A 25,950-nucleotide genomic window follows, 5' to 3' on the forward strand; every position below is an offset into this window, starting at 1 on the left:
TGAGCATTTTTTGTAGTCGCTGCCGAAGGCTGCGAAGGGTTGCTCAGCAACCCGTTTTCCGAGAACCCCGCGAACCTTCTCGCAGCCTTCGGCAGCGACTACAGGTATTACAACGTCAATGTCAGCTTCTTGACCAACGCACCCGGCAGCAGATTCGATGCAGTCTGGCGCTGGTCGTAGGTGCTGGCCGACAGCAACAACTCACGATCTGCCGTCAGTGCCTCCAACTGCGAACCCAGCAGACTATAGACGCTGTCATCAAAACGCATGGTGTTGACCGGGGCCTTTATCTCGCCGTTTTCGACCCAGAAAGTGGCAAAGCGGGTCATGCCGGTCAGGCGTGCGGCCGGTTGGTCCGAGTAGTTCAAGTACCACAGGTTGCTGATGTACAACCCGGTGCCCAATTGCTTGAGAATATCGGCCTGTTCCAGCGTACCCGCCGCCATCGCCAGTGCACTCGGTGCTTCGCCCTCCGGCGCGCCGTTGACCTCAAGGCCATATTCGGCGGCACTGCGCGAACCCACCAGTTGCTGGTTGGCCTTGCCGTGCTTGACCAGGGACAAGTCCTGGCGCGGATACCCTTCGCCGGAAAACGCCGGGCTCAGGGACTGGCTGACCTGCTCGTCAAAAGACACCAGGGGGCTCAGGTGCGCATCACCGCCGTACAGCCGCTGCAATGGGCTGGATTTACTGGCCAGCGCCTGAGCCGAAAAGCCGCCCCAGCACAGCATGCTCATCACTTCTTCCAACGCTGCCGGGGCCAGGTAGGCCCGGTACTCACCGGGTGCCAGGGCATGCAGCGGACGATCCAGAAAGCTCAGTTGCTCACGGGCCAGTTGCATGCGCTGGGCGAAACGCTCGCTGTCCCAGTCGGCCCCGGCGTAGCTGGCTTTTACCGCTTGGCCGTTGCTGTGAAACAGGCTCCAGTCGAAGTTGAAACTGTTGGCCTGATGCCAGCCAAACGCACCTTCGGAGCTGGCGTAGCCGTAGCTGATCGGGCCGCAGGCATAAAACCCCACAAGGTCGACACCCGACGAAGCGCTGCGGATTTCTTCGAGTACCCGGGCGGTGTCCGGCAGTGGCTGGTCCTGCACGTTATGGCTGTGCCAAGGCTGTGGGTTCAGCAATAAATAAGGGTCTGCGGGCAACAACGGCAAGGTGTCACGCAACTGCTGCAAGGCTTCGGTCAGGCGCTGCTTGTCGACATCCAGCTCGCCGGCCAGGGTGAGGCTGATGTCCCCGTGGCGGCCGTCGTTGATCAGTTTCAGGCTCAGGCTGGCTTGTTGCACAAGCCCGGCCTGGCGCACCTTACCCTTGTTGAAACGAATAAATTCCGAGGCTTCGGCGTTATAGCCCAGGGTGAACCGCTCTGGCGGGCGAATCGCATTGCCCAGCCATTCAACCAACCCCTTGAACTGCTCGGCCTGACTCAATGGGGTACTCATCAGGCATCGCCTCCAAACACATCAATTTGATTGAACACACACGCGGGTGACGCATGCCCTACGCGGATCACCTGATTGGGTTCGCCCTTGCCGCAGTTCGGCGTACCCAGCACCTTGAAGGTACTGGCGTCGCCCACGGCGCTGAGGTTGCGCCAGAACTGATCGGAAATACCGCGGTAGTTGGGGTTTTTCACCACGCCCTTGAGTTCACCGTTCTCGATCAACTGGCCCCATTCGCAACCGAACTGGAACTTGTTGCGGGCATCGTCAATGGACCAGGAGCGGTTGGTAGCCATCAGGATACCGTTTTCGATACCGCCAATCAGTTGGGCCATTGACTGGTCACCAGGCTCGATATTGAGGTTGGCCATGCGGTCAATCGGCGGGCGGTTCCAGCCGCAGGCGCGGCTGTTGGCCACGCCTTCAAGGCCCGAACGAAATTGCGACAGCGCGCCGCCCAATGGCCGCAACAGCAAGCCTTCGCGGATCAGGAACTCCTTGTGCGCGGGGGTGCCATCGTCATCGAAACTGTAGCTGGCCAGCTGTTCCGGAATATCGGGGTCGAAGGTCACGTTCAGCAGTTTTGAGCCGTATTGCAGGCTGCCAAAGTCGCTGGCCTTGACGAAGCTGGTGCCTGCGTAATTGCGTTCGTCGCCCAGAATGCGGTCCAGCTCCAGCGGGTGGCCGATGGATTCGTGAATTTGCAGGATCATCTGGTCGGGCATCAGCAACAGATCGCGTTTGCCGATCGGGGCATTGGGTGCCATCAGCAATTGCAGGGCCTGGTCGGCGACCTTGGGCGCGGCACCGATCAACCCGCAGCGGCTGATCACGTCGGCGCCGCCTTGCTGACCGAAGTTTTCGCGGCCCAGGCTGCGGGTCTGGCTGTCGTTGCCGTCATAGGCGGTGACGCTCATCCCCGGGTAGACAAAACGCTGCGCCCGGCGCAGCTCGGCGCCTGCGCTGTTGAGGTAGATCTGCTCGACGTGATTGAGGCCCAGCGAAACGTCCCAGCTGACCAGCCGCTCGTCCTTGGGTACGGCAGCCGATTCTGCGCCCAGCAACTCAAAGCAGTCGTTGAGTGACGGAAATGCTTGATCGAGGTGGGGCGAGAAGTAGTCAGCGCGCTCGTGGGACACCGGCTCCTGGCTCAGGTCGAGCAGGGCGTAGGCAGCAATCAGGTGTGCCTGGGCTTCGGCACGTTCCAGGGCCGCCTGCAAACCCGCTTGCGACAGGTCATTGGTGGCGGCATAGGCTTCAACACCTTTGAGCCGTACCGTGAGCATCGCGCCCTGATCGTGATTGAATGAAGGAGGTTCTGCGACGTTCTTGCGTACCGACAGGTATTGCCCGGACTCGCGCACATAGCGTAGCGAAAAGAACTCTGCCCGGGTGTGCAACGCGCTAAAGCGTTGCTTGAGCTGAGGGTAAAAATCGAACATGCACTGACCTCCGAAAAACGGGAAACGTATCGAGGTTTGAAATTAGAGAGCGAAACGAGGCGACAGAGTAGGCCTGCGTTGAGGCCGGGGGCAAGCCGGGGGGAGATGAAACCAAAAACGACGACCAACCTGTAGCCGCTGCCGAAGGCTGCGATCGAGCCCGAAGGGTTCGCTCTTTTCAAAAGCGAAGGTCCTTCGGCCCTTATCGCAGCCTGCGGCAGCGGCTACACGGTGTTGTGTTTACTGCGCGGTACGGCTGACTTCACGCAGCGGCTTGCCGCGAACCGGCGCATCGCCTGCTACGTAGTAGTCGGCAGTGCTGCGCGGCAGTGGCTGGCGGCCACGGATCTTGTCGGCGATTTTCTCGGCAATCATGATCGTTGGCGCGTTCAGGTTGCCGGTAGTGATCAGCGGCATGATCGAGGCATCGACCACACGCAGCCCCTGCATCCCGTGTACACGGCCTTCGGCGTCTACTACAGCCATCTCGTCGGTGCCCATTTTGCACGAGCAGGACGGGTGGAAAGCGGTCTCGGCGTGTTCGCGGATAAAGGTATCCAGCTCTTCGTCGGTCTGCTTGTCGATGCCCGGGCTGATTTCGCGCCCGCGGAACGCATCCAGAGCAGGCTGTTGCATGATTTCGCGGGTCAGGCGGATGCCGTCACGGAATTCCTGCCAGTCTTGCTCGGCGGCCATGTAGTTGAACAGGATGCTCGGGTACTCGCGCGGGTCCTTGGACTTCACGTTGATCCGGCCACGGCTCGGCGAGCGCATGGAACCCATATGGGCCTGGAAACCGTGCTCTTTCACGCCATTGCTGCCGTTGTAGTTAATCGCTACCGGCAGGAAGTGGTACTGAATGTTCGGCCACTCGAATTCTTCGCGGGTACGGATAAAACCACCGGCTTCGAACTGGTTGCTGGCGCCAATGCCTTTACCCAGGAACAGCCATTCGGCACCGATAGCTGGCTGGTTGTACCAGAGCAGCGACGGGTAGAGCGAAACGGGTTGGGTGCACGCGTACTGCAGGTACAGTTCAAGGTGATCCTGCAGGTTCTGGCCAACGCCCGGCAGGTCGTGAACCACAGGAATGTCGAGGCTGTTGAGCAGCTCGGCCGGGCCGACGCCCGAGCGTTGCAGCACGGTTGGCGAGCCAATGGCGCCGCTGCACAGCAGCACTTCTTTGCGTGCGGTGGCCTGGATGCGAGTGTCGCTGTCGCCGACCATGTAGGTAACGCCCACGGCGCGTTTGCCTTCAAAGACGATTTTGTCGGTCAGGGCGTGGGTCACGATGGTCAGCGTCGAGCGCTGCTTGGCCGTGTCCAGGTAGCCGCGTGCGGTGCTGGCGCGACGGCCGTTCGGCGTCACGGTGCGGTCCATCGGGCCAAAACCTTCCTGCTGATAGCCGTTCAGGTCTTCGGTACGCGGGTAGCCGGCTTGTACGCCTGCTTCAACCATGGCGTGGAACAACACGTTGTTCCCGGCTTTTGGCGTGGTCACGCTGACCGGACCATCGCCACCGTGGTAGTCGTTGGCACCGATGTCGCGGGTTTCGGCTTTACGAAAGTACGGCAGGCAGTTCAGGTAATCCCAGTCTTCGAGGCCTGGCAGTTTTGCCCAGCCGTCGTAGTCCATCGCGTTACCGCGGATGTAGCACATGCCGTTGATCAGGGACGAACCGCCCAGGCCCTTGCCACGGCCACATTCCATGCGGCGATTGTCCATGTGTGGCTCTGGATCGGTTTCGAAGGCCCAGTTGTAGCGACGGCCCTGCAGCGGGAATGCCAGGGCGGCAGGCATCTGGGTACGGAAATCGAGACGGTAGTCCGGGCCGCCAGCTTCAAGCAGCAGCACGGTGACGCCTTGGTCTTCAGTCAGACGGGTCGCCAGGGTGTTACCGGCAGAGCCGGCACCAATGATGATGTAATCGAATTCTTGGGACATAAAATGCACCCTCTTTAAAGTTGTGGCAGAGCGAGTGGGAGCGGGCCTGCCCGCGATTGCATCAGCGCGGTGCAACGGGTGCACCGCGTCGCCTGCATCGCGAGCAGGCTCGCTCCCACAGGGTTAGAACACCGAAACGTAGTCGCCCAGCTCTACCTGTACCGATTTGACCTGGGTGTACTGTGCAAGCGAGCTGATGCCGTTTTCACGACCGATGCCCGATTGCTTGTAACCGCCTACCGGCATTTTTGCGTCGGACTCGCCCCAAGCGTTGATCCAGCAAATACCTGCTTCCAGTTGGTGAATCACGCGGTGGGCGCGGTTCAGGTCCTTGGTCACGACGCCAGCAGCCAGGCCGAACTCGGTGTCGTTGGCGCGGCGGATCACTTCTTCTTCGGTGTCGTAGGTGAGGATGCTCATCACCGGGCCAAAGATTTCTTCTTTGACGATGGTCATCTCGTCGGTGCAGTCGGTGAACACGGTGGGTGCCACGAATGCGCCCTTGGCCAGATCGCCTTGGGTCAGACGTTCGCCGCCGCACAGTACGCGGGCGCCTTCTTCTTTACCCTTGGCAATGTAGCCCAGCACACTTTCCATGTGAGCAAAGCTGACCAGCGGGCCGAAGTTGGTGTTTTCGTCTTCCGGATTGCCGATGCGGATGCGCGCAACGCGTTCCAGAATCTTGGCTTCAAACGCCGACTTCAGTGCAGTAGGGATAAACACGCGAGTGCCGTTGGTGCACACCTGACCCGAGCTGTAGAAGTTGGCCATCATCGCGGTATCTGCGGCGCGGTCTAGGTCGGCGTCGTCGAAAATGATCAGGGGCGACTTGCCGCCCAGTTCCATGGTCACGTCTTTCAAAGACGAGCTGGTGGCGCTGGCGGTGACTTTCTTGCCGGTGTCGGTGCCGCCGGTGAACGAGATTTTTTCGATGCGCGGGTGCTCGGTCAGCCAGGTACCGACTTCACGGCCACTGCCGGTCAGCACGTTGAACACGCCATCCGGCAGGCCCGCCTGGGTGAAGATCTCGGCCAGCTTGAGGGTCGTCAGGGAGGTGACTTCGCTTGGCTTGAAGATCATCGCGTTACCGGCAGCCAGTGCAGGCGCGGCTTTCCACAGGGCGATCTGGATTGGGTAGTTCCACGCGCCGATACCGGCCACAACGCCCAGCGGCTCGCGGCGGGTGTAAACGAAAGAGGTGGTGCGCAGCGGGATTTGCTCGCCTTCAATGGCGGGTGCAAGGCCTGCGTAGTATTCGAGTACATCGGCACCGGTCACGATGTCGACGTAACGGGTTTCGGAGTACGACTTGCCGGTGTCCAGGGTTTCCAGGGCGGCCAGTTCATCGTTGCGCTCGCGCAGGATTTCCACGGCGCGACGCAGGATGCGCGAACGCTCCATGGACGTCATGGCGGCCCAGATTTTCTGGCCCTTTTCAGCGCTGACAACCGCGCGCTCGACGTCTTCTTTGGTTGCGCGTTGCACTTGAGCGAGGACTTCGCCGTTAGCCGGGTTGATGGCATCGAAAGTAGCGTCGCTACCGGCGTCGGTGTAGCCGCCGTCGATGTAGAGTTTTTGCAGTTCGAAACGGGCCATAAAATCCTCGCAAGTGCATAAGTGGTTGGCGTTGATCGTGAGTCGGGTGCCATCTGATTGGGGCAACTCAAACTCATGACAGTTCAGGGGTTAAGCATTTATTGAGGCCTAACTCACCTGTTTCGCCAGTTGTAGATCCATGTATTCGTAGCAGATGCGTTGTGCCTGTTCGGTGTCGAACGCGTCTCCCGACAGGGCACCCCGCAACCATAGTCCATCGATGAGAGCTGCCAGGCCCCGTGCTGCATTGCGGGCCTGGGCCTGCGGCATTACGCGGCGAAACTGGCAGCACAGATTGGAGTACAAGCGGTGGTCGTTGATCCGCTGCAATCTGTGCAACGACGGCTGGTGCATGCTGGCGGCCCAGAAGGCCAGCCAGGTTTTCATTGCCGGGCCACTGACCTGGCTGGCGTCAAAGTTGCCTTCAACAATCACCTGCAGATGAGCCCGTGGGCTGTCATCGCTTAACGCCAGGCGGCGCTCGGTGACGTTGTCGATCAAGACGTTCATCAAGTACCGCATGGTGGCGGCAATCAGACCGTTCTTGTCTTTGAAGTAGTGACTGATGATGCCGTTCGACACACCGGCCAGACGGGCAATCAGCGCAATGCTGGCATCTGCCATCCCGACCTGATCGACAGCCGTCAACGTGGCTTCGATCAACTGCTGGCGGCGTATGGGTTGCATACCGACCTTGGGCATTTCGCAAATCTCCTTGGGCCGGCGAGCAGTGCATAAGCATCACTGAACGACAGCCAGTCTATTTTGTTTTGATTGAACGTTCAATCAACAAAGAATAAGCTCTGCGACAAATCGTCGCGATTTATGTCGTTTCCCTACGCATGAATGGCGCAAAACGACACGGTAAAAGCTCCGAAACCCTTGTGGGAGCGAGCCTGCTCGCGAAGGCTGTCAGCGATACGCACTCTAACGGAATAGGCGCGGTGCCCTTGATGCCTTCGCGAGCGGGCTCGCTCCCACAGACGGCATCTGTCTGGGCGGGTCCGGTTTTTTAGCGGTGTCTTTATATCACTCGACCGTTGGTCGTAATCCAACCCTTTGGTCGAGTGGTGCGTTGCCTTAAGTCCTTGTCTCGCACTGCCTGGAGCACCCGTGCAATGAGTTCTGCCTCTCTTATAAAGACCCCGCCGCAAAAGGTGACGGTCAATGGTTGGGTGTTTTACACCTCCACTGCCTTGATATTGTTGTTGACTGCCATTTTGATCATTGCCCCCGAAGAAGCGGGTCGTATCCTGGGTGTTGCCCAGGAATGGCTGTCGCGCAGCTTCGGTTGGTACTACATGGTGGTGATCGCCGCTTACCTGATTTTTGTGGTCGGTCTGGCGTTTTCGTCCTACGGCAAGCTGAAGCTGGGGACCAAGCAAGACACCCCGGATTTCAGCTATGGCGCCTGGGCCGGGATGCTGTTCTCGTCCGGGATCGGTATTTCCTTGCTGTATTTCGGCGCTTCCGAGCCGCTGGATCACTACTTCAACCCGCCTGAAGGCGTGTCGGGCAGCCATGAAGCCGCGCGTCAGGCGTTGCAACTGACCTTCCTGCACTGGGGCCTGCACGGCTGGGCGATTTACGCGCTGGTCGGCCTGGCCGTGGCGTATTTTGCCTACCGTCACAACCAGCCGCTGGCGCTGCGTTCGGCGCTGTATCCGTTGATGGGCGAGCGTTGGGTCAAAGGTGCTGCAGGCCATGCGGTGGACGGCTTCGGCATGTTCGTGACCCTGCTGGGGCTGGTGACCAACCTGGGCATTGGCTCGATGCAGGTGTCGTCCGGGCTTGAGAACCTGTTCGGCATGGAGCACAGCAATACCAATTTGCTGATCGTGATCATCGTGATGAGTACTGTCGCGACCATCGCCGCTGTGTCTGGCGTTGAAAACGGCATCCGCCGCTTGTCCAACCTGAACATCGTGCTGTTCAGCGGCTTGCTGATTTTCGTGTTGTTGTTCGGCCCCACCCTGCACCTGCTCAACGGCTTTGTGCAAAACACCGGTGACTACCTCAACGGTATTGTCATGAAAACCTTCGACCTGTACGTGTACGAAGGCGACAGCAAGAAAACCGAGGGCTGGCTGGGTCTGTGGACCTTGTTCTATTGGGCCTGGTGGATTTCCTGGGCGCCATTCGTCGGCATGTTTATCGCCCGTATTTCCCGTGGTCGCACCGTGCGTGAACTGGTCGCAGGCGTGCTGTTGATTCCTTTGGGCTTCACGCTGGCCTGGCTGTCTATCTTCGGTAACTCGGCACTGGATCTGGTGGTTAACCACGGCGCGGTGGAGTTGGGGAAAACGGCGCTTGAGCAGCCGTCGATGGCCATTTACCAGCTGCTTGAGCATTACCCGGCATCGAAAATCGTGATCGGCGTATCGATCTTTGTGGGCTTTGTGCTGTTCCTGACCCCGGCGGATTCCGGTGCGGTGATGATGGCTAATCTGTCGTGCAAAGGCGGCGATGTGGATGAAGATGCGCCGCACTGGCTGCGGATCTTCTGGTCCGCTGTGATCACCCTTGTGACCATCGGCCTGCTGTTCGCCGGTAACTTTGCCGCGATGCAAACCATGGTGGTGCTGGCTGGCCTGCCATTTTCGGTGGTACTGATCCTGTTTATGTTTGGCCTGCACAAGGCCATGCGTCAGGACACTCTGGTTGAACAGGAACAGGCTGAACTGGCTGCCCGAGGCCGTCGTGGTTTCAGCGAGCGTTTGACGGCACAAGACCTGCAACCGACCCAGGCGGTGGTGCAGCGCTTTATGGACAAACACGTGACTCCAGCACTGGAAGACGCGGCGGTTCAACTGCGCAGTCAGGGCCTGGACGTGCAAACCCTGCTGGGCAGTGCCAAGCGTTGCATGGGTGTACGGGTGGAGATGGAAGAAGGCAACCCGTTTGTCTACGAAGTCAGCCTGGATGGCTATCTGGCGGCACCGAGCGAGTCTGAACAGGATGAAGTGCGCAGTCGTTACTACCGGGCTGAGGTGTATTTGCACAACGGCAACCAGGATTACGACCTGATGGGCTTCACCCAAGAGCAGATCAGTCGTGACGTGCTCGATCAGTTTGAAAGCCATCGCCAACTCCTTGGCAGGGTGTATAGCTAAAAACAGTTGATAACCTCCTGTGGGAGCGAGCCTGCTCGCGAGGCTCTCGAGAGCGCTGCGTTGTTAAAGCTCTTCGCGAGCAGGCTCGCTCCCACAGTGTTTGTGTTTGCACGTCACCCCAGATTCTTGCCCAACAGCGCGTGATACAGCTCGGTATCGCCCAGTATTCCCACGACCTTCTGGTTATCGTGCAGCACCAGTTTGTTGCCCGTCTGGTAGCGGATTTGCAGCGCGTCGCGCATGCCAATTCCCGAATCAACCAGCGTCGGCCCACGGCCCAAACCTTCCACCGCCTGCCCTCTGCTCCAGCGTTGCAGTTCCACGGCTCCGGCTCCCTGGCGCACACCTTTGATGGTGTTGCCCTCCGCCAGATCAATCCACGAATCATCCCCCGGATCGATGCACACCGAGCCGTTGACGCGTTTGCAGTTGTCCAGCGTGCGCATCAGGCTGCGTCCGCAGAGCACGTTCAGAGGGTTGGTGTGCGCGACGAAAGTACGCACATAGTCGTCGGCAGGGTTGAGTACGATCTCTTCAGGTTTGCTGTACTGCACGATCTTGCCGTCTTTCATGATCGCAATGCGGCTACCCAGCTTGAGCGCTTCATCGAGGTCATGGCTAACAAACACAATGGTCTTGTTCAGCTTGTGCTGCAGCTCCAGCAGTTCGTCCTGCAAGCCCTGGCGGATCAAAGGGTCGAGGGCGGAAAAGGGTTCGTCCATCAGCAGAATATCGGCATCCATCGCCAACGCTCGCGCCAGACCCACCCGTTGCTGCATGCCGCCGCTCAACTCATCGGGTTTTTTGTTGCGCCATTGGGTCAGACCCACCAGCTCCAGCTTTTCATCCACCAGGGTACGTCGTTCTTTCTCGGGCCGGCCCTGCATCTCCAGGCCGAAGCTGATGTTTTCGCGCACCGTCAGCCAGGGCATCAGGGCGAACTTTTGAAACACCATGGCGATGCGTTTGGTGCGCATCATTTTCAGTTCGGCGGGGGTGCATGAAGCGATGTCGATCTGTTTGCCTTCGTGCTCCACATACAACTGACCACGGCTGACCGTATTGAGGCCGTTGATACAGCGCAACAGGCTGGACTTGCCCGAGCCGGACAAGCCCATCAGCACGCAGATTTCGCCTTTGTCGATGTCCAGGCTGGCTTTTTCGACGCCGACAATCTGCCCGGTTTTTTTCAGGATCTGATCCCGCGTCAGGCCTTGATCCAGCAGGCTGAGCGCCTCACGCGGGTCTTTGGCGAAGATAACGTCAACGTTATCGAAACGAATAATACTCATGCGTCGGCTCCTGTCTTGGCTTCCGGCTGTTTGCAGATCCGGTCGAGCATGATTGCCAGCAGCACAATGGCCAGCCCTGCTTCAAAGCCCAGGGCAATGTCAGCGGTATTGAGTGCGTTGACCACCGGCTTGCCCAGACCGTCGGCACCTACCAGGGCGGCGATAACCACCATCGACAGTGACAGCATGATGCATTGGGTAATCCCGGCGGCGATGCTCGGCATGGCGTGGGGCAGCTCAATGCGCGTGAGCAACTGGCGACGCGAGCAACCAAACGCCTTGCCGGCATCGAGCAGTTCATGGGGCACGTCACGTATGCCCAGATACGTGAGGCGGATGGGCGCCGCAATCGCAAACACCACGGTGGAGATCAGCCCCGGCACCACGCCCAGGCCAAACAGGGTCAGGGTCGGGATCAGGTAAACGAAGGTAGGCACGGTCTGCATCAAGTCCAGTACCGGGCGCATGAAGGTATAAACCATCGGCTTGTGCGCGGCGAGAATCCCTAGCGGCACACCGATGATTACGCACACAAAGGTGGCAAACAGCACCTGGGCCAGGGTTTCCATTGTTTCTTGCCAGTACCCCAGGTTCAGGATCAGCAGAAACGACATCGCGACAAAAACGGTGAGCCCCCATTTGCGCTGAATAAAATGAGCAAACAGGGCGATCAGGCCAATGAACACAAAAGGGTTGAACCAGGTCAGCGCAAACGTCACGCCGTGGATCATCGTTTCAAGTGTCAGCGCAATGGCATCGAAGGTGCTGGCGCCGTTTTGGGTCAGCCAGTCGACGAAGCTTGCGATGTACTCGCCCAGAGGAATTTTTTGATCAATCAGCATGGTAGTGAACGTCCGCATGCAGGGGAATTGAAACGGAGCCAGACGGGGTGGGCCGTCTGGCGCCCGCGATTACTTCGCGAGGCTGGCTTGAACGGCTGCAAGACCCGGTTTGCCATCTATCGTGGTGACACCTGCGAGCCAGGTTTCGAGCACTTGCGGGTTCTGTTTGAGCCAGGCCCGGGCGGCCACGTCCGGTTTGATCTTGTCGTCCAGGACCTTGCCCATCAGGGTGCTTTCCATGTCGAGGGTGAACACAAGATTCTTCAGCAACTGACCGACGTTGGTGCATTCCTCGCTGTAGCCCTTGCGGGTGTTGGTATAGATGGTCGCCTGACCGTAGTTGGGGCCGAAGAAATCATCGCCGCCGGTGAGGTACTTCATCTTGAAACGTGTGTTCATTGGATGCGGTTCCCATCCCAGAAACACCACATCAGTGCCACGGCGCTGAGCGCGATCTACCTGCGACAACATCCCGGCCTCGCTGGATTCCACGACCTTGAAGCCCGCGTCTTTCAAGCCGAACGCATTCTTGTCGATCATGGTCTGGATCATGCGATTGCCATCGTTGCCCGGCTCGATGCCATAGATCTTGCCGTCCAGCTCCTTCTTGAATTTTGGCAGGTCGGAGAAGTCCTTCAGACCCTTGTCATAGAGCGCCTGAGGGACGGCGAGGGTGTATTTGGCGTTCTCCAGGTTGGCCCGCACGGTTTCGACGGTGCCCGCTTCGCGGTAGGCCTTGATGTCGTTCTCCATGGTCGGCATCCAGTTGCCCAAAAACACGTCCATGTTCTTGCCATCGGCCAGCGACTTGTACGTGACTGGCACTGAAATCATGGTGGTTTTGGTTTTGTAACCGAGGGCCTTGAGGACTTCGCTGGTGACGGCGGTGGTGACAGTGATGTCGGTCCAGCCGACATCCGAGAAGTTGACCGTACTGCACTGATCCGGTTCTGCCGCCTGGGCGCAGACATGCAGACTCAGCAATGCAGCCAACAACAACGATGAGGAATGTTTCATGGAACAACTCCTGTGTGTCTGGGATGCGGTTTTCGATCGAAAGCCGCACGTATCAGTTGCGGTTGGGTGATGCCCGGCAGCGGTGTTGCCGACGCATCTTGCAATCGAGTCAGGACTGATCATGTAACAGCGAAAATCAAACGCCTACAGGGGGAGTCGCATCCAGTACAGGCAGGGTCGTATCTGATACTTGAGAGGTCGTATATAGACGTTTCATGAGTAAAAACTGCTTCTTTCATGCCTCTGCACCGTATAAAAACGTCGGGGGCGCTGGCAGGCAAAGGTGAGTCGTAGCTGGACGTTTTTGCAGATCGCAAACCCCCCATGATGCAAGCACACACCCTTAAGGTTCGTGCTCATGGCTATCAGCGTGTTTGACCTGTTCAAGATCGGTATCGGTCCATCAAGCTCCCACACTGTAGGCCCTATGCGGGCTGCGGCGCTGTTTGTGAAGGGGTTGCGCGAACGGGGTCAGTTGCAACAGGTACGCCGCATTGAAGTGCAGCTCTATGGTTCGCTGTCGGCTACCGGCATTGGTCACGGCAGTGACAACGCAGTGATCATGGGCCTGATGGGTGAGTGGCCCGATGCAATCGATCCGGCGCAGATAGGCCCGCGCATCACCGAACTTCATCAACGCCAGACGCTGCTGCTGGACGGGTACGTGCCGATCCCGTTTGTCTGGTCGCAAGACATGCGCCTGATCGACGAAAACCTGCCGTTCCATCCCAACGCCATGACCCTGGTCGCTGAAACCGAAACCGGTGAGCTGCACCGCGATACCTATTACTCGGTAGGCGGCGGTTTTGTGGTGGACGCTGCGCAAGCGGCAAGCGGTGTTCTGGACATGGACCGCACCGAACTGCCTTACGATTTCAACTCCGCCGTTGAGTTGCTCGATTTGTGCCGCACACACCATCTGAGTGTGGCGGCCTTGATGATGGCCAACGAGCGCACGTGGCGAAGTGAAGATGAAATTCGCTGTGGCCTGATCACACTGTGGCGCGCCATGCAGGACTGCGTTGAACAAGGCTTGAAACATGAAGGCATCTTGCCCGGCGGCCTGAATGTGCGTCGCCGCGCCGCCCGTCTGCACCGGAGTTTGCAGGAACTGGGCAAGCCCAATGTGATCGGTTCAACCCTTAGCGCCATGGAGTGGGTCAACCTGTTTGCACTGGCGGTCAACGAAGAAAATGCGGCGGGCGGGCGCATGGTGACCGCACCGACCAACGGTGCGGCAGGGATCATCCCCGCGGTGCTGCACTACTTTATGAAGTTCAGCGATGAAGTCAGCGAAGCCCATGTCGTCGACTACCTGTTGAGCGCAGCTGCGATCGGCATTCTGTGCAAAAAGAACGCGTCGATTTCCGGGGCGGAGGTGGGGTGTCAGGGCGAAGTCGGATCGGCCTGCGCGATGGCGGCGGCGGGGCTGGCGCAAATCCTCGGGGCGAGCCCCGAACAACTGTGCAACGCGGCTGAAATTGGCCTGGAGCACAACCTGGGTTTGACCTGCGACCCGGTGGGCGGGCTGGTACAAGTGCCGTGCATCGAGCGCAACGCCATTGCGGCGGTCAAGGCGATCAACGCGGCGCAAATGGCCTTGAGGGGGGACGGCCAGCACTTTATCTCCCTGGACCGCGTGATCCGGACCATGCGCGACACCGGGGCCGACATGCATGACAAATACAAGGAAACCTCACGGGGTGGCCTGGCTGTCAGTGCGGTGGAATGCTGATCCGTAGCAGATGAGCGCTTTTTCAGCGCACGCCGACCTCTTTTGGCGCACTCGTACTTTTCGTGACATTTGATTGCGGCCCTGTTTCTGCCCTCTTCCCACAAGTGATACCAATGTGCTCAACAGCGCAGGATCACGCCCTCGCAGACCTGCTCGCGCGGTGTTTTGGCACGAGCTGCCTAGACACTTTGCGACGTCGTTTTCAGGCTTTATTGAATAGCCATTCAAGTTTAGGCATGGCATTTGCGTTGTCATTTAAAAGCCCCGTTTAACGAGGGTAAAAACAAGAGCCTGCGCCTGGGGCCATCACCCGCTTTGTGTGAGGAGATACCGCGATGACGTCGTTCAACTCCGGGGTCCAACCCCAGAACCGTACGCCTCAATCCATCGGCTTTCTGCTGCTGGACAATTTCACGCTCATTTCCCTGGCTTCCGCGATAGAACCCTTGCGCATGGCCAACCAGTTGTCGGGGCGTGAGTTGTATCGCTGGAGCACCCTCAGCGCCGATGGCAGTCAGGTTTGGGCCAGTGATGGTCTGCAAGTGACTCCCGACGCAAGCATGCACAAGGCACCGGCGCTGGACATGGTGATCGTGTGTGGCGGTATCGGCATTCAACGCACCGTGACTCGCGAGCATGTGTCATGGCTACAAAGCCAGGCGCGCCAGTCGCGTCGTCTGGGGGCCGTTTGTACCGGCAGCTGGGCATTGGCGTACGCGGGTTTGCTCGATGGTTTTGATTGCAGCGTGCATTGGGAGTGTCTGGCCTCCATGCAGGAAGCCTTTCCGCGGGTTGCCATGAGCACACGCTTGTTTACCCTCGATCGCAGCCGCTTCACCAGCTCGGGCGGCACGGCACCGCTGGACATGATGCTGCACCTGATCAGCCGTGACCATGGTCGCGAACTGTCGGCAGCCATCTCGGAAATGTTTGTGTACGAGCGTATTCGCAACGAACAGGATCACCAGCGCGTGCCGCTCAAGCACATGCTCGGCACCAATCAGCCCAAGTTGCAGGAAATTGTCGCGCTGATGGAAGCCAACCTCGAAGAGCCTATCGATCTGGATGAGCTGGCGGTGTACGTCACCGTCTCGCGGCGCCAGCTGGAGCGCTTGTTCCAGAAGTACCTGCACTGCTCACCGTCGCGCTACTACCTTAAATTGCGGCTGGTGCGAGCGCGGCAACTGCTCAAGCAAACACCGATGTCGATTATTGAAGTGGCGGCTGTCTGCGGCTTTGTGTCCACGCCGCACTTCTCCAAGTGCTACCGCGAATACTTCGGCATTCCGCCACGGGACGAGCGCGTGGGTTCCAACACAGCGCAGCAGACCACCCTTGTGCAGATCCCGCAGTCACTGTTGCTGACCCCGCTGGCCGGGCCGATGTCCGCCTTAAATCAGGCGCGCAACGAATCGACGTTTGCCAGTGTGAGGTTGTAGCAAGCTGTTGTGGGAGCGGGCTTGCTCGCGATACAGGCACTGCGGTTCAACAGACAGATCGCATTTTCTGCATCGCGAGCAAGCCCGCTTCCATACGACTCAATGCAATTGCTTTTGCTTGAACGCCATCAGCCCTGGCAGCAGCTGCTGATCAATGGCCTGGCGTACCGCCGGCAAAATCGTGGCGCTGCCGGTGTAGAGTTTTTCGACCATGCCCTTCAAGGCGCGGGCGTTGGTTTCGTTCAGCCCGCATACCGCTGCCGTGCACGCCTGTTCGGCATTGCCCGACACCTCGAACCCCAAGGCACGCAGTTGGCCCAGCAGGTCCTGCTCATCAATCAAATCCGCGTGCATCATGATTTTTGTCCTTTATGAGGCGCGATTGAAGTTTGATTCTGGTAGGGCTTTGGCCAGTGGGCAAGGGTGGTTTGGCGATATGTCTGATATGCCTAAGAACAGGTCGTTTTAAGGCACGGGCAAGGCAATTACCCGCCCCACATGCTCTGGTCTCGGGAGATCACGCTGCTGGTCCTCGATGGCCTGCAGCAAGGCCAGCGAGTGCTCGCCAAACGGCGCTGAGCGCGGGCCCGCCAGGTCGACGTGCAGCAGCATCTGCTCATTGCCCGCCAAGGCTCGCTCATCACCGACCCGGTGCAGGCTGTGATAGACATGCAGGCGTTTCTTGTCGTGGCCGATCAGTTGGGTGCGTACTTCAACATGGGCGCCAAGCTTCACCTCGTGCAGGTAATTAAGATGCACCTCCAGGGTGAACAGTGAATGACCGCTGCTTTCTCGGTTCTGGCTGTCGAGCCCCAGGCGGTCCATCAGCGCATCGGTGGCGTAGCTGAAAATCAGCAGGTAAAACGCGTCGCGCAAGTGGCCGTTGTAATCGACCCATTCTTCAAGAATGGGGGTGCTGTAGGTGGTGAGGGTGGGCATGGGAACCTCGGTCAATCGTTGATGGCGATGCCATGTTTGAGTTTGGTCGCGTTAACCGCTTCCATCACGGCCAGCAGGCAGTCATCACGATAGCTTTCCAGCGCGCCAATGCTGTGGCTACCCAGTTGCTCAGTCGTGCCTTCGACCACATCGTCGATCAGTTTGTCGCTCAGTGCCGGTGCGGGCAAATACGTCCAGGGCAGTTGCAGGGCCGGGCCGAACTGGTTCATGAAATGCCGCATTCCGGCATCGCCACCGGCCAGGGTATAGGTCAAGAAGGTGCCCATGAACGACCAGCGCAAACCCGCGCCAAAACGTATGGCATCGTCAATTTCACCAGTGGTGGCCACCCCGTCATTGACCAGGTGCAGCGCTTCGCGCCACAAGGCTTCGAGCAGACGGTCGGCAATAAAGCCGGGGACTTCCTTGCGCACATGCAGGGGGCGCATGCCCAGGGATTGATAGACCTTGATCGCCGCCTGAATGGCCTCGGGAGCTGTTTTTTGCCCGCCCACCACTTCGACCAGGGGCAGCAGGTAAACCGGGTTGAACGGATGGCCGACAACACACCGCTGCGGGTGGGTGGAGGTTTCGTAGAACTCGCTGGGCAGCAGGCCCGACGTGCTGGAGCCGATCAAGGCATCGGGTTTGGCGGCGGCGCTGATTTTGCGGTGCAATTCGAGTTTCAGATCGAGTCGCTCGGGGGCGCTTTCCTGAATGAAATCAGCGTCGCGCACGCACTCTTCAATGGTACTGACAAACCGCAGTCGGTCCTGGGATGCACCTTCAGCGAGGCCGCTTTTTACCAGGGCTGGCCAGGCTTTGGCGACGCGTTTGCGCAGGGCTGCTTCGGCACCGGGGGCCGGGTCCCAGGCGACAACGTCAAGTCCGTGGGCAAGGGCGCGAGCGACCCAGCCGCTGCCGATGACACCGCTGCCCAAGGCAGCGAAGGTTTTGATGTCGGTGATAAAGGTCATGGTCTGTTCCTGGATAAAAACAAGGTGATGCCGTGGGAGCGAGCTTGCTCGCGAAGGCCCCAAGGGCGCCGCGATAACTCAGTTAACAGGCGGTATCGTTGACGACCTTCGCGAGCCGGCTCGCTCCCACAAGCAATGGTGCTTCGTAGCTGCTCAGCGGCGCTCTTTAAGGCCCATCTTCACCCGGCCTTCTGCCGGGCTCAGCACGCGGGCGCCAAGGCGGCTGAGGATCTCGGCGGCGCGCTCCACCAGTTGCCCATTGCTGGCCAGCACTCCGCGATCCAGCCACAAGTTGTCCTCGAGCCCGACCCGCACGTTGCCGCCCAGCAGCACCGCTTGCGCAGCCATCGGCATTTGCATGCGACCAATCCCGAACCCGGCCCACACGGCGTTGGCGGGCAGGTTGTCGACCATGGCCTTCATGCTGGTGGTGTCCGCCGGCGCGCCCCACGGGATACCCAGGCACAGCTGGAACAGCGGGTCATCGAGCAAACCTTCCTTGATCATCTGCTTGGCGAACCACAGATGGCCGGTGTCGAAAATTTCCAGTTCGGCTTTCACCCCCAGTTCCTGGATACGCTTGGCGCCCGCCCGAAGCTGTGCCGGGGTGGACACGTAAATCGTGTCGCCGTCGCCAAAGTTCAGGGTCCCGCAGTCCAGGGTGCAGATCTCTGGCAGCAGCTCCTCAACGTGAGCCAGGCGGGTCAGTGGCCCGACCAGATCAGTGTTGGGGCCAAACTCCATGGGGTTCTCGCCGGGGCCAATATGCAAGTCACCGCCCATCCCGGCGGTGAGGTTGACGATGATGTCGATGTCCGCCTCGCGGATGCGCTCCATCAGTTCTCGGTAAAGCGCCACGTCGCGGCTGAACTGCCCGGTTTTTGGATCGCGCACATGGCAATGCACCACCGTGGCGCCGGCCTTGGCCGCTTCTACAGCCGCCTCGGCAATTTGTTTGGGCGTAACTGGCACTAAAGGGCTGCGCCCGCTAGTGTCGCCGGCACCGGTGAGTGCGCAGGTGATGATGACGTCGTGGTTCATGGGGCATTTCCTTAAGGCGTAGAGCACCACAACGCAGCCATTGCGGGCTGCGCGGGCGGGCTCGGTGTTGAATTATTTAGCGCTGAGTTTCAGGTGTTCGGCCGCGGGTTTGCCATCCACGGTGGTGACGCCCTCAAGCCAGCGCTGCAGGTCTTGAGGATGGTCCTTGAGCCATTGGCGGGCCGAGACTTGAGCATCCTTATGGTCCAGCAGCGGCTGCATCATGCGGCTCTCGTCTTCGGCGCTGAAGGTCAGATTGTTGAGTAAACGGCTGACGTTGGGGCAACGGCTGGCGTAGTCCGGGGTGGTGACGGTCCATACCGTGGCCAGGCCCTCGTCAGGGCCCAGAGCATCTTCGCTGCCGGTCAGGTAGGTCATTTTTTGATTGATGTTCATCGGGTGCGGGGTCCAGCCGAAAAATACAATCGGCTCGTTGCGATTCACCGCGCGGGTTACCGCCGAGAGCATCCCGGCTTCACTGGACTCCACTAGCTGGAACTTGCCCAGACCGAACTGGTTTTTCTCGATCATGGCCTTGATTTGGGTATTGGCGCCGGAGCCCGGTTCGATTCCGTAAATCTTGCCACCCAGTTCTTTCTCGAATTTGGCAATGTCGGCAAAGCGCTTGAGCCCCTTGTCGGCCATGTAGGTCGGCACGGCGAGCATGGCCTTGGCATCTTTAAGGCTCGGCTCGGCCAGCACCTTGACCTGTTTGGCATCCACAAACGGAGCAATGCTCTGGTTCATGATGGGGTTCCAGTAACCCAGGAACATGTCCAGCCGGTTATCACGCATGCCGGCGAAGATGATTTGTTGTGAGGCGCTGGTTTGCTTGGTTTTATAGCCGAGACCGTCGAGCAGGGTTTGCGCCATGGCGCTGGTGGCGATCACGTCGGTCCAATTGACCACGCCCATGCGTACGTTTTTGCACGATGCATCTTCGGTAGCCAGTACGTAGGGGCTCAGTACCAACAGGCAACAGCTGATCAGTCGTTTCATGGGTGGGGCCTCGGCAGGTTGTTATTGGGGGATCGGCGTCTTTGTGCGCCGTGATGCCAAGGTACGCAGGCGGCGTGCTGCGCAACCGCACTGGGGCGACGTGGTTTTGCACTGCAGCGACCTGACTGTGTTTCAATCCGCTGAACCGATTTGCGAGCGTTCCTATGGCCCAGGATTTTTACTTCCTTCTGCTGCCCGGCTTTTCCTCCATGGGCTTTATTTCGGCCATCGAGCCGCTGCGGGTGGCCAACCGTTTTCGGGGCGAGCTGTATCGCTGGCATGTATTAAGCCCGGACGGCGGCGCAGTACCGGCGAGCAACGGCATGTCGGTGAATGCCGAAGGGGGGCTGGAGGGAATTAAAGCGGGCGCGACCTTGTTGGTGGTGGCCGGGTTTGATCCGCTGGCCCATGTCAGCCCGGCCCTCATTCAATGGCTGCGCCGACTGGATGCCGACGGGGTCAATGTGGGCGGGATCGACACCGGCAGTTTTGTGTTGGCCGAGGCGGGCTTGCTTGATGGCTACCGTTTGACCTTGCACTGGGAAGCGCTGGACGCCTTCAAGGAATCATGGCCTCAGTTGCAGGTCACTCAGGAGCTGTTTGAAATCGATCGCCGGCGGATCACCTGTGCGGGGGGCACGGCTTCAATTGACATGATGCTGGACCTGATCGGCCAGGCGCACGGCGCGGAATTGGCGATCCAGGTATCGGAACAGTTCGTGCTCGGGCGCATCCGGCCCCGCAAAGACCATCAGCGCATGCAGGTCGCCACGCGTTATGGCATCCACAATAAAAAACTGGTGCAGGTCATTGGCGAGATGGAACAACAAAGCGAACCGCCCCTGAGCACCTCGCAACTGGCGCTTGGCATCAACGTGACCCGGCGCCAACTGGAGCGCCTGTTCCGTTTGCACCTGAACGACACCCCGCGCAACTTCTACCTGGGCCTGCGCCTGGAAAAAGCCCGGCAACTGCTGCGCCAGACCGACATGAGCGTGCTCGACATCAGCATTGCGTGCGGTTTTGAATCACCGTCGTATTTCACCCGCAGCTACCGGGCGCGGTTTGGCTGCGCGCCGAGGCAGGACCGGATTGCCGGTATTACTTCTTGAGCAACGCCGCACACGCTGCCTTGAACGCTTCATGCTGATACTTGTTCAGCGAGGCGGGCAGATCGAAGGCGTGCTTTTTGTATTGGGCGTTGAGGGTTTGCGGGGATAGCAGTTGCACCTCGCAATCGTCCAGCAACTGGATAAGACCTTCAATCTTGAACGTGATCGGGCCACCGGCGAACTCACCCTTTTTGCTGCGTTTTTTGATCACGATCCGGGTGATGGTGTTGACCTTAACAAAGGCTGCAATCTGCGCCGCGAAGGCTTTGACGCTGGAGGCGTCTTCATCGTCGTCCAGGGCGATTTTCTTGGTGGCATTGGCCACATGCTCAAGGTCCTGGTTCGCGAGGGCAAAAATAGCTTCGCTGCCTTTGATTTCGATACCGCAAATAGTCATAAAAACCTGATCGATAAGTTGAAACTGTTCTTGTGGGAGCGGGCTTGCTCGCGATGCAAGCGACCCGGTCTTCAGGTTGGACCGCAGTGATGCTATCGCGAGCAAGCCCGCTCCCACACCCGGAAGGGGTCAATCCTGCCCGATCGATTCCAGAAATTCCGAACGGTCGTCGCTGATGCGGGCCATGCAGTCGTTTTGGGCGATGTTGAACGTTTCGGTGCCGGCCGTGGCCGGGAACACAGCGATCGCGCAATCGGCGTCTCGTTGGTGCAGCCACAGCGCCTGGGCAGTCTTGATCTTGCTGAGGATGTTATTGAGCTGAGTCGCATTGCTGCCGTACAGCGTCGTCATCCGTTGCTGAAGGGCTTCATAGTTTTCGGCCAGCAATTGCTCGGCGGCATTCTTGCTGTAGGCCGAGCACGCCAGCGTTTGCTGGTCGTTTTCTACCGCGTCGCACGGGTTGTAGTCGGCATCATCGGCCGCATAGGCGCCGCTGGTGATCAACGCCAAGGCCAGGAGGATCGATTTCATTGCGGCTTCCTAATCCATAGTTGGGGCGGATTCTGGCTTAAGCGTCAGCTAAAGAACAGTCACGCAGCATAGGCCATGACATTGGCGTTGCGCGCTTTGTCGTGGATTGACGCTTTCGGCAATTGCGCTGTCGCTTTTGCACCCGGCTGGTTTTGACCCCCGGCCTATGCTGGCCCCAAAGCGCCGGCAGACGATTCGGCGCAGCAAACGCCAATAAGGGGACGCCTGATGAGCCCAGCCGAGTTGCACGCCGACAGCATCGTTATCGACGGGCTGATCATTGCCAAATGGAACCGCGAGCTGTTCGAAGATATGCGCAAAGGTGGTCTCACTGCCGCCAACTGCACCGTTTCGGTATGGGAGGGCTTTCAGGCCACGATCAACAACATCGTCGCCAGCCAGACCCTGATTCGCGACAACAGCGATCTGGTCATCCCGGTCAAAACCACCGCCGACATACGCCGCGCCAAGGAACAGGGCAAAACCGGAATCATCTTCGGCTTCCAGAATGCCCATGCGTTTGAAGACCAGTTGGGCTACATCGAGATCTTCAAGCAGCTCGGGGTTGGCGTGGTACAGATGTGCTACAACACCCAGAACCTTGTGGGCACCGGCTGCTACGAGCGCGATGGCGGGCTTTCGGGTTTTGGTCGCGAAGTGGTGGCTGAAATGAACCGCGTCGGGGTCATGTGCGACCTGTCCCACGTAGGCTCGAAAACCTCGGAAGAGGTGATTCTGGAATCAAAAAAACCGGTCTGCTACTCCCATTGCCTGCCGTCCGGCCTCAAAGAACATCCGCGCAACAAATCCGATGCTGAACTCAAGTTCATTGCCGACCATGGCGGTTTTGTCGGCGTGACCATGTTCGCGCCGTTTCTGGCCAAGGGTATCGATTCGACCATCGACGACTATGCCGAAGCGATCGAGTACACGATGAATATCGTCGGTGAAGACTCGATCGGCATTGGCACCGATTTTACCCAGGGCCATGGTCAGGACTTCTTCGAAATGCTGACCCACGACAAGGGCTATGCACGCCGTCTGACCAGCTTCGGCAAGATCATCAACCCGCTGGGCATCCGCACCGTGGGCGAGTTCCCCAACCTTACCGAAACCTTGCTCAAGCGCGGTCACAGCGAGCGTGTGGTGCGCAAGATCATGGGCGAGAACTGGGTCAACGTCCTTAAGGATGTTTGGGGCGAATAAGCGCCCCGCCAGTTTTGCGTAGCAGCTGCCGAAGGCTGCGTCCGGCTGCGAAGCAGTCGTAAACCCGTACTGCACATTTTGCCTGTAAGAGCGCGGCGTCTGGTTTTACGACCGCTTCGCGCTCGGACGCAGCCTTCGGCAGCGGTTACAGGGTTACTCAATATTTGGAGTTTGATGTCATGGCTAAAATCGCCCCGCAACTGCCCATCGAAGTCGACAGCGAAACCGGCGTCTGGACCTCCGACGCCCTGCCGATGCTCTACGTGCCACGGCACTTTTTCGTCAACAACCACATGGGGATCGAGGAAGTCCTGGGGGCTGACGCCTACGCCGAAATTCTCTACAAAGCGGGCTATAAATCCGCCTGGCACTGGTGCGAAAAAGAAGCCGAATGCCACGGCATCGAAGGTGTCGCCGTATTCGAGCACTACATGAAACGCCTGTCGCAACGCGGCTGGGGCCTGTTCACCATCCAGGACATCGACCTCGATAAAGGCACCGCTACCATCAAGCTTGAACACTCCTGTTTCGTCTACGTGTACGGCAAGGTCGGGCGCAAGGTCGACTACATGTTTACTGGCTGGTTTGCCGGTGCCATGGACCAGATTCTGCAAGCGCGCGGCAGTGATATCCGCACCGTGGCCGAACAGGTCTATAGCGGATCGGAAGAAGGCCACGACCACGGCCTGTTTATCGTCAAGCCGTTGTAAGTCGAGGATCGGGATATGGCGTTCGAAGCAATGTTTGAGCCGATTCAAATCGGCAAACTGACCATCCGCAACCGTGTGCTCAGCACCGCTCACGCCGAGGTCTATGCCACCGATGGCGGCATGACCACCGAGCGTTATGTGCAGTACTACGAAGAAAAAGCCAAGGGAGGTATCGGCCTGGCGATTTGCGGCGGCTCATCGGTGGTAGCCATCGACAGCCCGCAAGAATGGTGGAGTTCGGTCAACCTGAGCACCGACCGCATTATCCCGCACTTCCAGAACCTGGCCGACGCCATGCACAAGCATGGCGCCAAGATCATGATCCAGATAACCCACATGGGCCGCCGCTCGCGCTGGGACGGCTTCAACTGGCCTACCCTGATGTCGCCTTCCGGCGTACGGGAGCCGGTACATCGCGCGACCTGTAAAACCATCGAGCCTGAAGAGATCTGGCGCGTGATCGGCAACTACGCCAGCGCCGCTGGCCGAGCCAAAAAGGGCGGGCTGGACGGAGTTGAACTGTCGGCCGTGCATCAGCACATGATCGATCAGTTCTGGAGCCCGCGCGTCAACAAACGCACCGATGAATGGGGCGGCAGCTTTGAAAATCGCATGCGCTTTGGCCTCGAAGTGCTCAAGGCGGTACGTGCCGAAGTCGGCCCGGATTTCTGCGTGGGCATACGTCTGTGCGGTGACGAATTCCACCCCGATGGCCTGAGCCACGAGGACATGAAGCAGATCGCCAAGTACTACGATGACACCGGCATGCTCGACTTTATCGGTGTGGTCGGCTCGGGTTGCGACACCCACAACACCCTGGCCAACGTCATCCCCAACATGAGCTACCCGCCGGAGCCGTTCTTGCACTTGGCTGCGGGGATCAAGGAAGTGGTCAAAGCGCCTGTGCTGCATGCGCAAAACATCAAGGACCCGAATCAGGCGACCCGGATTCTGGAAGGTGGCTACGTCGATATGGTGGGCATGACCCGCGCCCATATCGCCGACCCGCACCTGATCGCCAAAATCAAAATGGGTCAGGTGGACCAGATCAAGCAATGTGTGGGCGCCAACTACTGCATCGACCGTCAGTATCAAGGCCTGGACGTGCTGTGCATTCAAAACGCGGCCACGTCCCGGGAATACATGGGTGTGCCCCACATCATCGAAAAATCCACCGGGGTTAAACGCAAGGTGGTGATCGTCGGCGCAGGCCCGGCCGGTATGGAAGCCGCGCGAGTGGCTGCCGAACGTGGGCATGACGTGACCCTGTTCGAGAAAAAAGAGGCCATCGGCGGGCAGATCACCACGGCATCCAAGGCTCCTCAGCGTGACCAGATGGCGGGCATCACGCGCTGGTTTCAGCTGGAACTGGCGCGCCTGAAGGTTGACCTGCGCCTGGGCACGGCGGCCGATGCCGCAACCATTCTCGACTTGCGCCCTGACATCGTGGTGCTGGCCGTGGGCGGGCATCCATTTGTGGAGCAGAACGAACACTGGGGCGCTGCCGAAGGGCTGGTGGTGAGCAGCTGGGATGTGCTCGACGGCAAGGTCGAACCGGGCAAGAACGTACTGGTGTACGACACCATTTGCGAGTTCACCGGCATGTCGGTGGCTGACTTCATGGCGGACAAGGGAGCCCAGGTCGAGATCGTCACCGACGACACCAAACCCGGTGTGGCGATTGGCGGAACGTCATTCCCCACCTACTACCGCAGCCTGTACCCCAAGGAAGTGATCATGACCGGGGACATGATGCTGGAGAAGGTCTACCGCGAAGGTGACAAGCTGATTGCCGTGCTGGAGAACGAATACACCGGGGCCAAGGAAGAGCGCGTGGTGGATCAGGTGGTGATCGAAAACGGTGTGCGCCCGGACGAAGAGCTGTACTACGGGCTCAAACCGGATTCGCGCAACAAGGGTCAGATCGACGTCGAAGCCTTGTTCGCGATCAAGCCGCAGCCATGCCTGAGCGAAGCGGGGGACGGCTACTTGCTGTTCCGCATCGGTGACTGCGTGGCCCAGCGCAACGTGCATGCAGCGATCTATGACGCGCTGCGGTTGTGCAAGGATTTCTGATCCGATACCGAACCAATGTGGGAGCGGGCTTGCTCGCGAAAACAATCACGCGGTGTGTGAGATGCACCGTGTTGCCTGAATCGCGAGCAAGCCTGCT

The 25,950-nt window shown here is 59.1% G+C and carries 22 protein-coding genes; 7 read left to right on the forward strand and 15 right to left on the reverse strand.

What is annotated here, in order from left to right:
- Positions 1-107: 107 nt before the first annotated feature.
- The 5 genes from TU76_RS18680 to betI all read right to left on the reverse strand — a co-directional run bounded on the left by TU76_RS18680 (position 108) and on the right by betI (position 7,129).
- Positions 108-1,445: a TldD/PmbA family protein gene (locus TU76_RS18680; protein ID WP_048352303.1), complete on the reverse strand. Its 1,338-nt coding sequence runs from the start codon at positions 1,443-1,445 to the stop codon at positions 108-110.
- Complete coding sequence (locus TU76_RS18685) at positions 1,445-2,887, reverse strand: TldD/PmbA family protein (RefSeq protein WP_048352304.1); 1,443 nt, start codon at positions 2,885-2,887, stop codon at positions 1,445-1,447. The genes TU76_RS18680 and TU76_RS18685 overlap by 1 nt, the downstream gene beginning before the upstream one ends.
- A gap of 240 nt (positions 2,888-3,127) precedes the next feature.
- Complete coding sequence (betA, locus tag TU76_RS18690; RefSeq protein ID WP_019822927.1) at positions 3,128-4,831, reverse strand: choline dehydrogenase; 1,704 nt, start codon at positions 4,829-4,831, stop codon at positions 3,128-3,130.
- Positions 4,832-4,954: 123 nt separating this feature from the next.
- Entirely contained in the window at positions 4,955-6,427 is a 1,473-nt protein-coding gene (gene betB / locus TU76_RS18695) for a betaine-aldehyde dehydrogenase (protein ID WP_019822929.1), read from the reverse strand.
- Between the two features lie 108 nt (positions 6,428-6,535).
- Positions 6,536-7,129 (reverse strand): transcriptional regulator BetI, encoded by a 594-nt coding sequence (gene betI / locus TU76_RS18700; protein WP_019822931.1) that lies wholly within the window; start codon positions 7,127-7,129, stop codon positions 6,536-6,538.
- A gap of 473 nt (positions 7,130-7,602) precedes the next feature.
- On the opposite strand from betI, the gene TU76_RS18705 reads away from it, so the two are divergent.
- Positions 7,603-9,540 carry a BCCT family transporter gene (locus tag TU76_RS18705; protein ID WP_231984222.1) on the forward strand — a complete coding sequence of 646 codons (1,938 nt, stop codon included), beginning with the start codon at positions 7,603-7,605 and terminating at the stop codon, positions 9,538-9,540.
- Positions 9,541-9,653: 113 nt separating this feature from the next.
- On the opposite strand, the gene choV is transcribed toward TU76_RS18705, so the two are convergent.
- The 3 genes from choV to TU76_RS18720 form a co-directional block, all read right to left on the reverse strand.
- Positions 9,654-10,832, reverse strand: coding sequence for a choline ABC transporter ATP-binding protein (gene choV / locus TU76_RS18710; RefSeq protein ID WP_019822934.1), 1,179 nt, complete (start codon positions 10,830-10,832; stop codon positions 9,654-9,656).
- Positions 10,829-11,674, reverse strand: coding sequence for a choline ABC transporter permease subunit (gene choW, locus TU76_RS18715; protein WP_019822936.1), 846 nt, complete (start codon positions 11,672-11,674; stop codon positions 10,829-10,831). Before choW ends, choV begins: the two co-directional genes overlap by 4 nt.
- A 69-nt stretch (positions 11,675-11,743) precedes the next feature.
- Entirely contained in the window at positions 11,744-12,691 is a 948-nt protein-coding gene (locus tag TU76_RS18720) for a choline ABC transporter substrate-binding protein (protein WP_019822937.1), read from the reverse strand.
- A gap of 358 nt (positions 12,692-13,049) precedes the next feature.
- Between TU76_RS18720 and TU76_RS18725 the strand changes: the two genes are divergently transcribed.
- Positions 13,050-14,426, forward strand: coding sequence for an L-serine ammonia-lyase (locus TU76_RS18725; RefSeq protein ID WP_019822938.1), 1,377 nt, complete (start codon positions 13,050-13,052; stop codon positions 14,424-14,426).
- Positions 14,427-14,761: 335 nt separating this feature from the next.
- Positions 14,762-15,865, forward strand: coding sequence for a choline metabolism transcriptional regulator GbdR (gbdR, locus tag TU76_RS18730; protein WP_019822940.1), 1,104 nt, complete (start codon positions 14,762-14,764; stop codon positions 15,863-15,865).
- Positions 15,866-15,964: 99 nt separating this feature from the next.
- On the opposite strand, the gene TU76_RS18735 is transcribed toward gbdR, so the two are convergent.
- The 5 genes from TU76_RS18735 to choX all read right to left on the reverse strand — a co-directional run bounded on the left by TU76_RS18735 (position 15,965) and on the right by choX (position 19,821).
- Complete coding sequence (locus tag TU76_RS18735; protein ID WP_019822942.1) at positions 15,965-16,222, reverse strand: hypothetical protein; 258 nt, start codon at positions 16,220-16,222, stop codon at positions 15,965-15,967.
- 108 nt (positions 16,223-16,330) lie between these two features.
- The gene (locus TU76_RS18740; protein ID WP_048352306.1) at positions 16,331-16,804 is read right to left on the reverse strand and encodes a thioesterase family protein; all 474 of its coding nucleotides are present in this window, start codon (positions 16,802-16,804) and stop codon (positions 16,331-16,333) included.
- A gap of 11 nt (positions 16,805-16,815) precedes the next feature.
- Positions 16,816-17,781, reverse strand: a complete 966-nt coding sequence (locus tag TU76_RS18745; protein ID WP_046808994.1) for an L-carnitine dehydrogenase — start codon at positions 17,779-17,781, stop codon at positions 16,816-16,818.
- Positions 17,782-17,934: 153 nt separating this feature from the next.
- A complete protein-coding gene (cdhC, locus tag TU76_RS18750; protein ID WP_046808995.1) occupies positions 17,935-18,822 on the reverse strand; it encodes a 3-dehydrocarnitine:acetyl-CoA trimethylamine transferase CdhC in 888 nt (295 codons plus the stop codon).
- A 72-nt stretch (positions 18,823-18,894) separates the two neighbouring features.
- Entirely contained in the window at positions 18,895-19,821 is a 927-nt protein-coding gene (gene choX / locus TU76_RS18755) for a choline ABC transporter substrate-binding protein (protein WP_048352307.1), read from the reverse strand.
- Between the two features lie 164 nt (positions 19,822-19,985).
- Here choX and TU76_RS18760 point away from each other — a divergent pair, with 164 nt between their 5' ends.
- A complete protein-coding gene (locus TU76_RS18760) occupies positions 19,986-20,933 on the forward strand; it encodes a GlxA family transcriptional regulator (protein WP_048352308.1) in 948 nt (315 codons plus the stop codon).
- On the opposite strand, the gene TU76_RS18765 is transcribed toward TU76_RS18760, so the two are convergent.
- Both TU76_RS18765 and TU76_RS18770 read right to left on the reverse strand, forming a co-directional pair.
- Entirely contained in the window at positions 20,923-21,330 is a 408-nt protein-coding gene (locus TU76_RS18765; RefSeq protein WP_019822953.1) for a DUF3010 family protein, read from the reverse strand. The genes TU76_RS18760 and TU76_RS18765 overlap by 11 nt on opposite strands.
- 129 nt (positions 21,331-21,459) lie before the next feature.
- Positions 21,460-21,861, reverse strand: a complete 402-nt coding sequence (locus TU76_RS18770; protein ID WP_019822955.1) for a lysozyme inhibitor LprI family protein — start codon at positions 21,859-21,861, stop codon at positions 21,460-21,462.
- A 228-nt stretch (positions 21,862-22,089) separates the two neighbouring features.
- Here TU76_RS18770 and TU76_RS18775 point away from each other — a divergent pair, with 228 nt between their 5' ends.
- The 3 genes from TU76_RS18775 (at position 22,090) to dgcA (ending at position 25,853) form a co-directional block, all read left to right on the forward strand.
- Complete coding sequence (locus TU76_RS18775) at positions 22,090-23,067, forward strand: dipeptidase (RefSeq protein WP_019822956.1); 978 nt, start codon at positions 22,090-22,092, stop codon at positions 23,065-23,067.
- Between the two features lie 179 nt (positions 23,068-23,246).
- The gene (locus tag TU76_RS18780; RefSeq protein WP_048352309.1) at positions 23,247-23,777 is read left to right on the forward strand and encodes a 4-vinyl reductase; all 531 of its coding nucleotides are present in this window, start codon (positions 23,247-23,249) and stop codon (positions 23,775-23,777) included.
- A gap of 15 nt (positions 23,778-23,792) precedes the next feature.
- Positions 23,793-25,853 carry a dimethylglycine demethylation protein DgcA gene (gene dgcA, locus TU76_RS18785; RefSeq protein ID WP_019822959.1) on the forward strand — a complete coding sequence of 687 codons (2,061 nt, stop codon included), beginning with the start codon at positions 23,793-23,795 and terminating at the stop codon, positions 25,851-25,853.
- Positions 25,854-25,950 lie beyond the last annotated feature (97 nt).

It is taken from the genome of Pseudomonas psychrophila, from assembly GCF_001043005.1.
GTDB lineage: Bacteria > Pseudomonadota > Gammaproteobacteria > Pseudomonadales > Pseudomonadaceae > Aquipseudomonas > Aquipseudomonas psychrophila.

Bases quoted from the DNA above. Each gene is read 5' to 3' on its own strand.
- TU76_RS18680 (WP_048352303.1), bottom strand. From the start codon at position 1,445: ATGAGTACCCCATTGAGTCAGGCCGAGCAGTTCAAGGGGTTGGTTGAA.
- TU76_RS18685 (WP_048352304.1), bottom strand. From the start codon at position 2,887: ATGTTCGATTTTTACCCTCAGCTCAAGCAACGCTTTAGCGCGTTGCAC.
- betA (WP_019822927.1), bottom strand. From the start codon at position 4,831: ATGTCCCAAGAATTCGATTACATCATCATTGGTGCCGGCTCTGCCGGT.
- betB (WP_019822929.1), bottom strand. From the start codon at position 6,427: ATGGCCCGTTTCGAACTGCAAAAACTCTACATCGACGGCGGCTACACC.
- betI (WP_019822931.1), bottom strand. From the start codon at position 7,129: ATGCCCAAGGTCGGTATGCAACCCATACGCCGCCAGCAGTTGATCGAA.
- choV (WP_019822934.1), bottom strand. From the start codon at position 10,832: ATGAGTATTATTCGTTTCGATAACGTTGACGTTATCTTCGCCAAAGAC.
- choW (WP_019822936.1), bottom strand. From the start codon at position 11,674: ATGCTGATTGATCAAAAAATTCCTCTGGGCGAGTACATCGCAAGCTTC.
- TU76_RS18720 (WP_019822937.1), bottom strand. From the start codon at position 12,691: ATGAAACATTCCTCATCGTTGTTGTTGGCTGCATTGCTGAGTCTGCAT.
- TU76_RS18725 (WP_019822938.1), top strand. From the start codon at position 13,050: ATGGCTATCAGCGTGTTTGACCTGTTCAAGATCGGTATCGGTCCATCA.
- gbdR (WP_019822940.1), top strand. From the start codon at position 14,762: ATGACGTCGTTCAACTCCGGGGTCCAACCCCAGAACCGTACGCCTCAA.
- TU76_RS18735 (WP_019822942.1), bottom strand. From the start codon at position 16,222: ATGATGCACGCGGATTTGATTGATGAGCAGGACCTGCTGGGCCAACTG.
- TU76_RS18740 (WP_048352306.1), bottom strand. From the start codon at position 16,804: ATGCCCACCCTCACCACCTACAGCACCCCCATTCTTGAAGAATGGGTC.
- TU76_RS18745 (WP_046808994.1), bottom strand. From the start codon at position 17,781: ATGACCTTTATCACCGACATCAAAACCTTCGCTGCCTTGGGCAGCGGT.
- cdhC (WP_046808995.1), bottom strand. From the start codon at position 18,822: ATGAACCACGACGTCATCATCACCTGCGCACTCACCGGTGCCGGCGAC.
- choX (WP_048352307.1), bottom strand. From the start codon at position 19,821: ATGAAACGACTGATCAGCTGTTGCCTGTTGGTACTGAGCCCCTACGTA.
- TU76_RS18760 (WP_048352308.1), top strand. From the start codon at position 19,986: ATGGCCCAGGATTTTTACTTCCTTCTGCTGCCCGGCTTTTCCTCCATG.
- TU76_RS18765 (WP_019822953.1), bottom strand. From the start codon at position 21,330: ATGACTATTTGCGGTATCGAAATCAAAGGCAGCGAAGCTATTTTTGCC.
- TU76_RS18770 (WP_019822955.1), bottom strand. From the start codon at position 21,861: ATGAAATCGATCCTCCTGGCCTTGGCGTTGATCACCAGCGGCGCCTAT.
- TU76_RS18775 (WP_019822956.1), top strand. From the start codon at position 22,090: ATGAGCCCAGCCGAGTTGCACGCCGACAGCATCGTTATCGACGGGCTG.
- TU76_RS18780 (WP_048352309.1), top strand. From the start codon at position 23,247: ATGGCTAAAATCGCCCCGCAACTGCCCATCGAAGTCGACAGCGAAACC.
- dgcA (WP_019822959.1), top strand. From the start codon at position 23,793: ATGGCGTTCGAAGCAATGTTTGAGCCGATTCAAATCGGCAAACTGACC.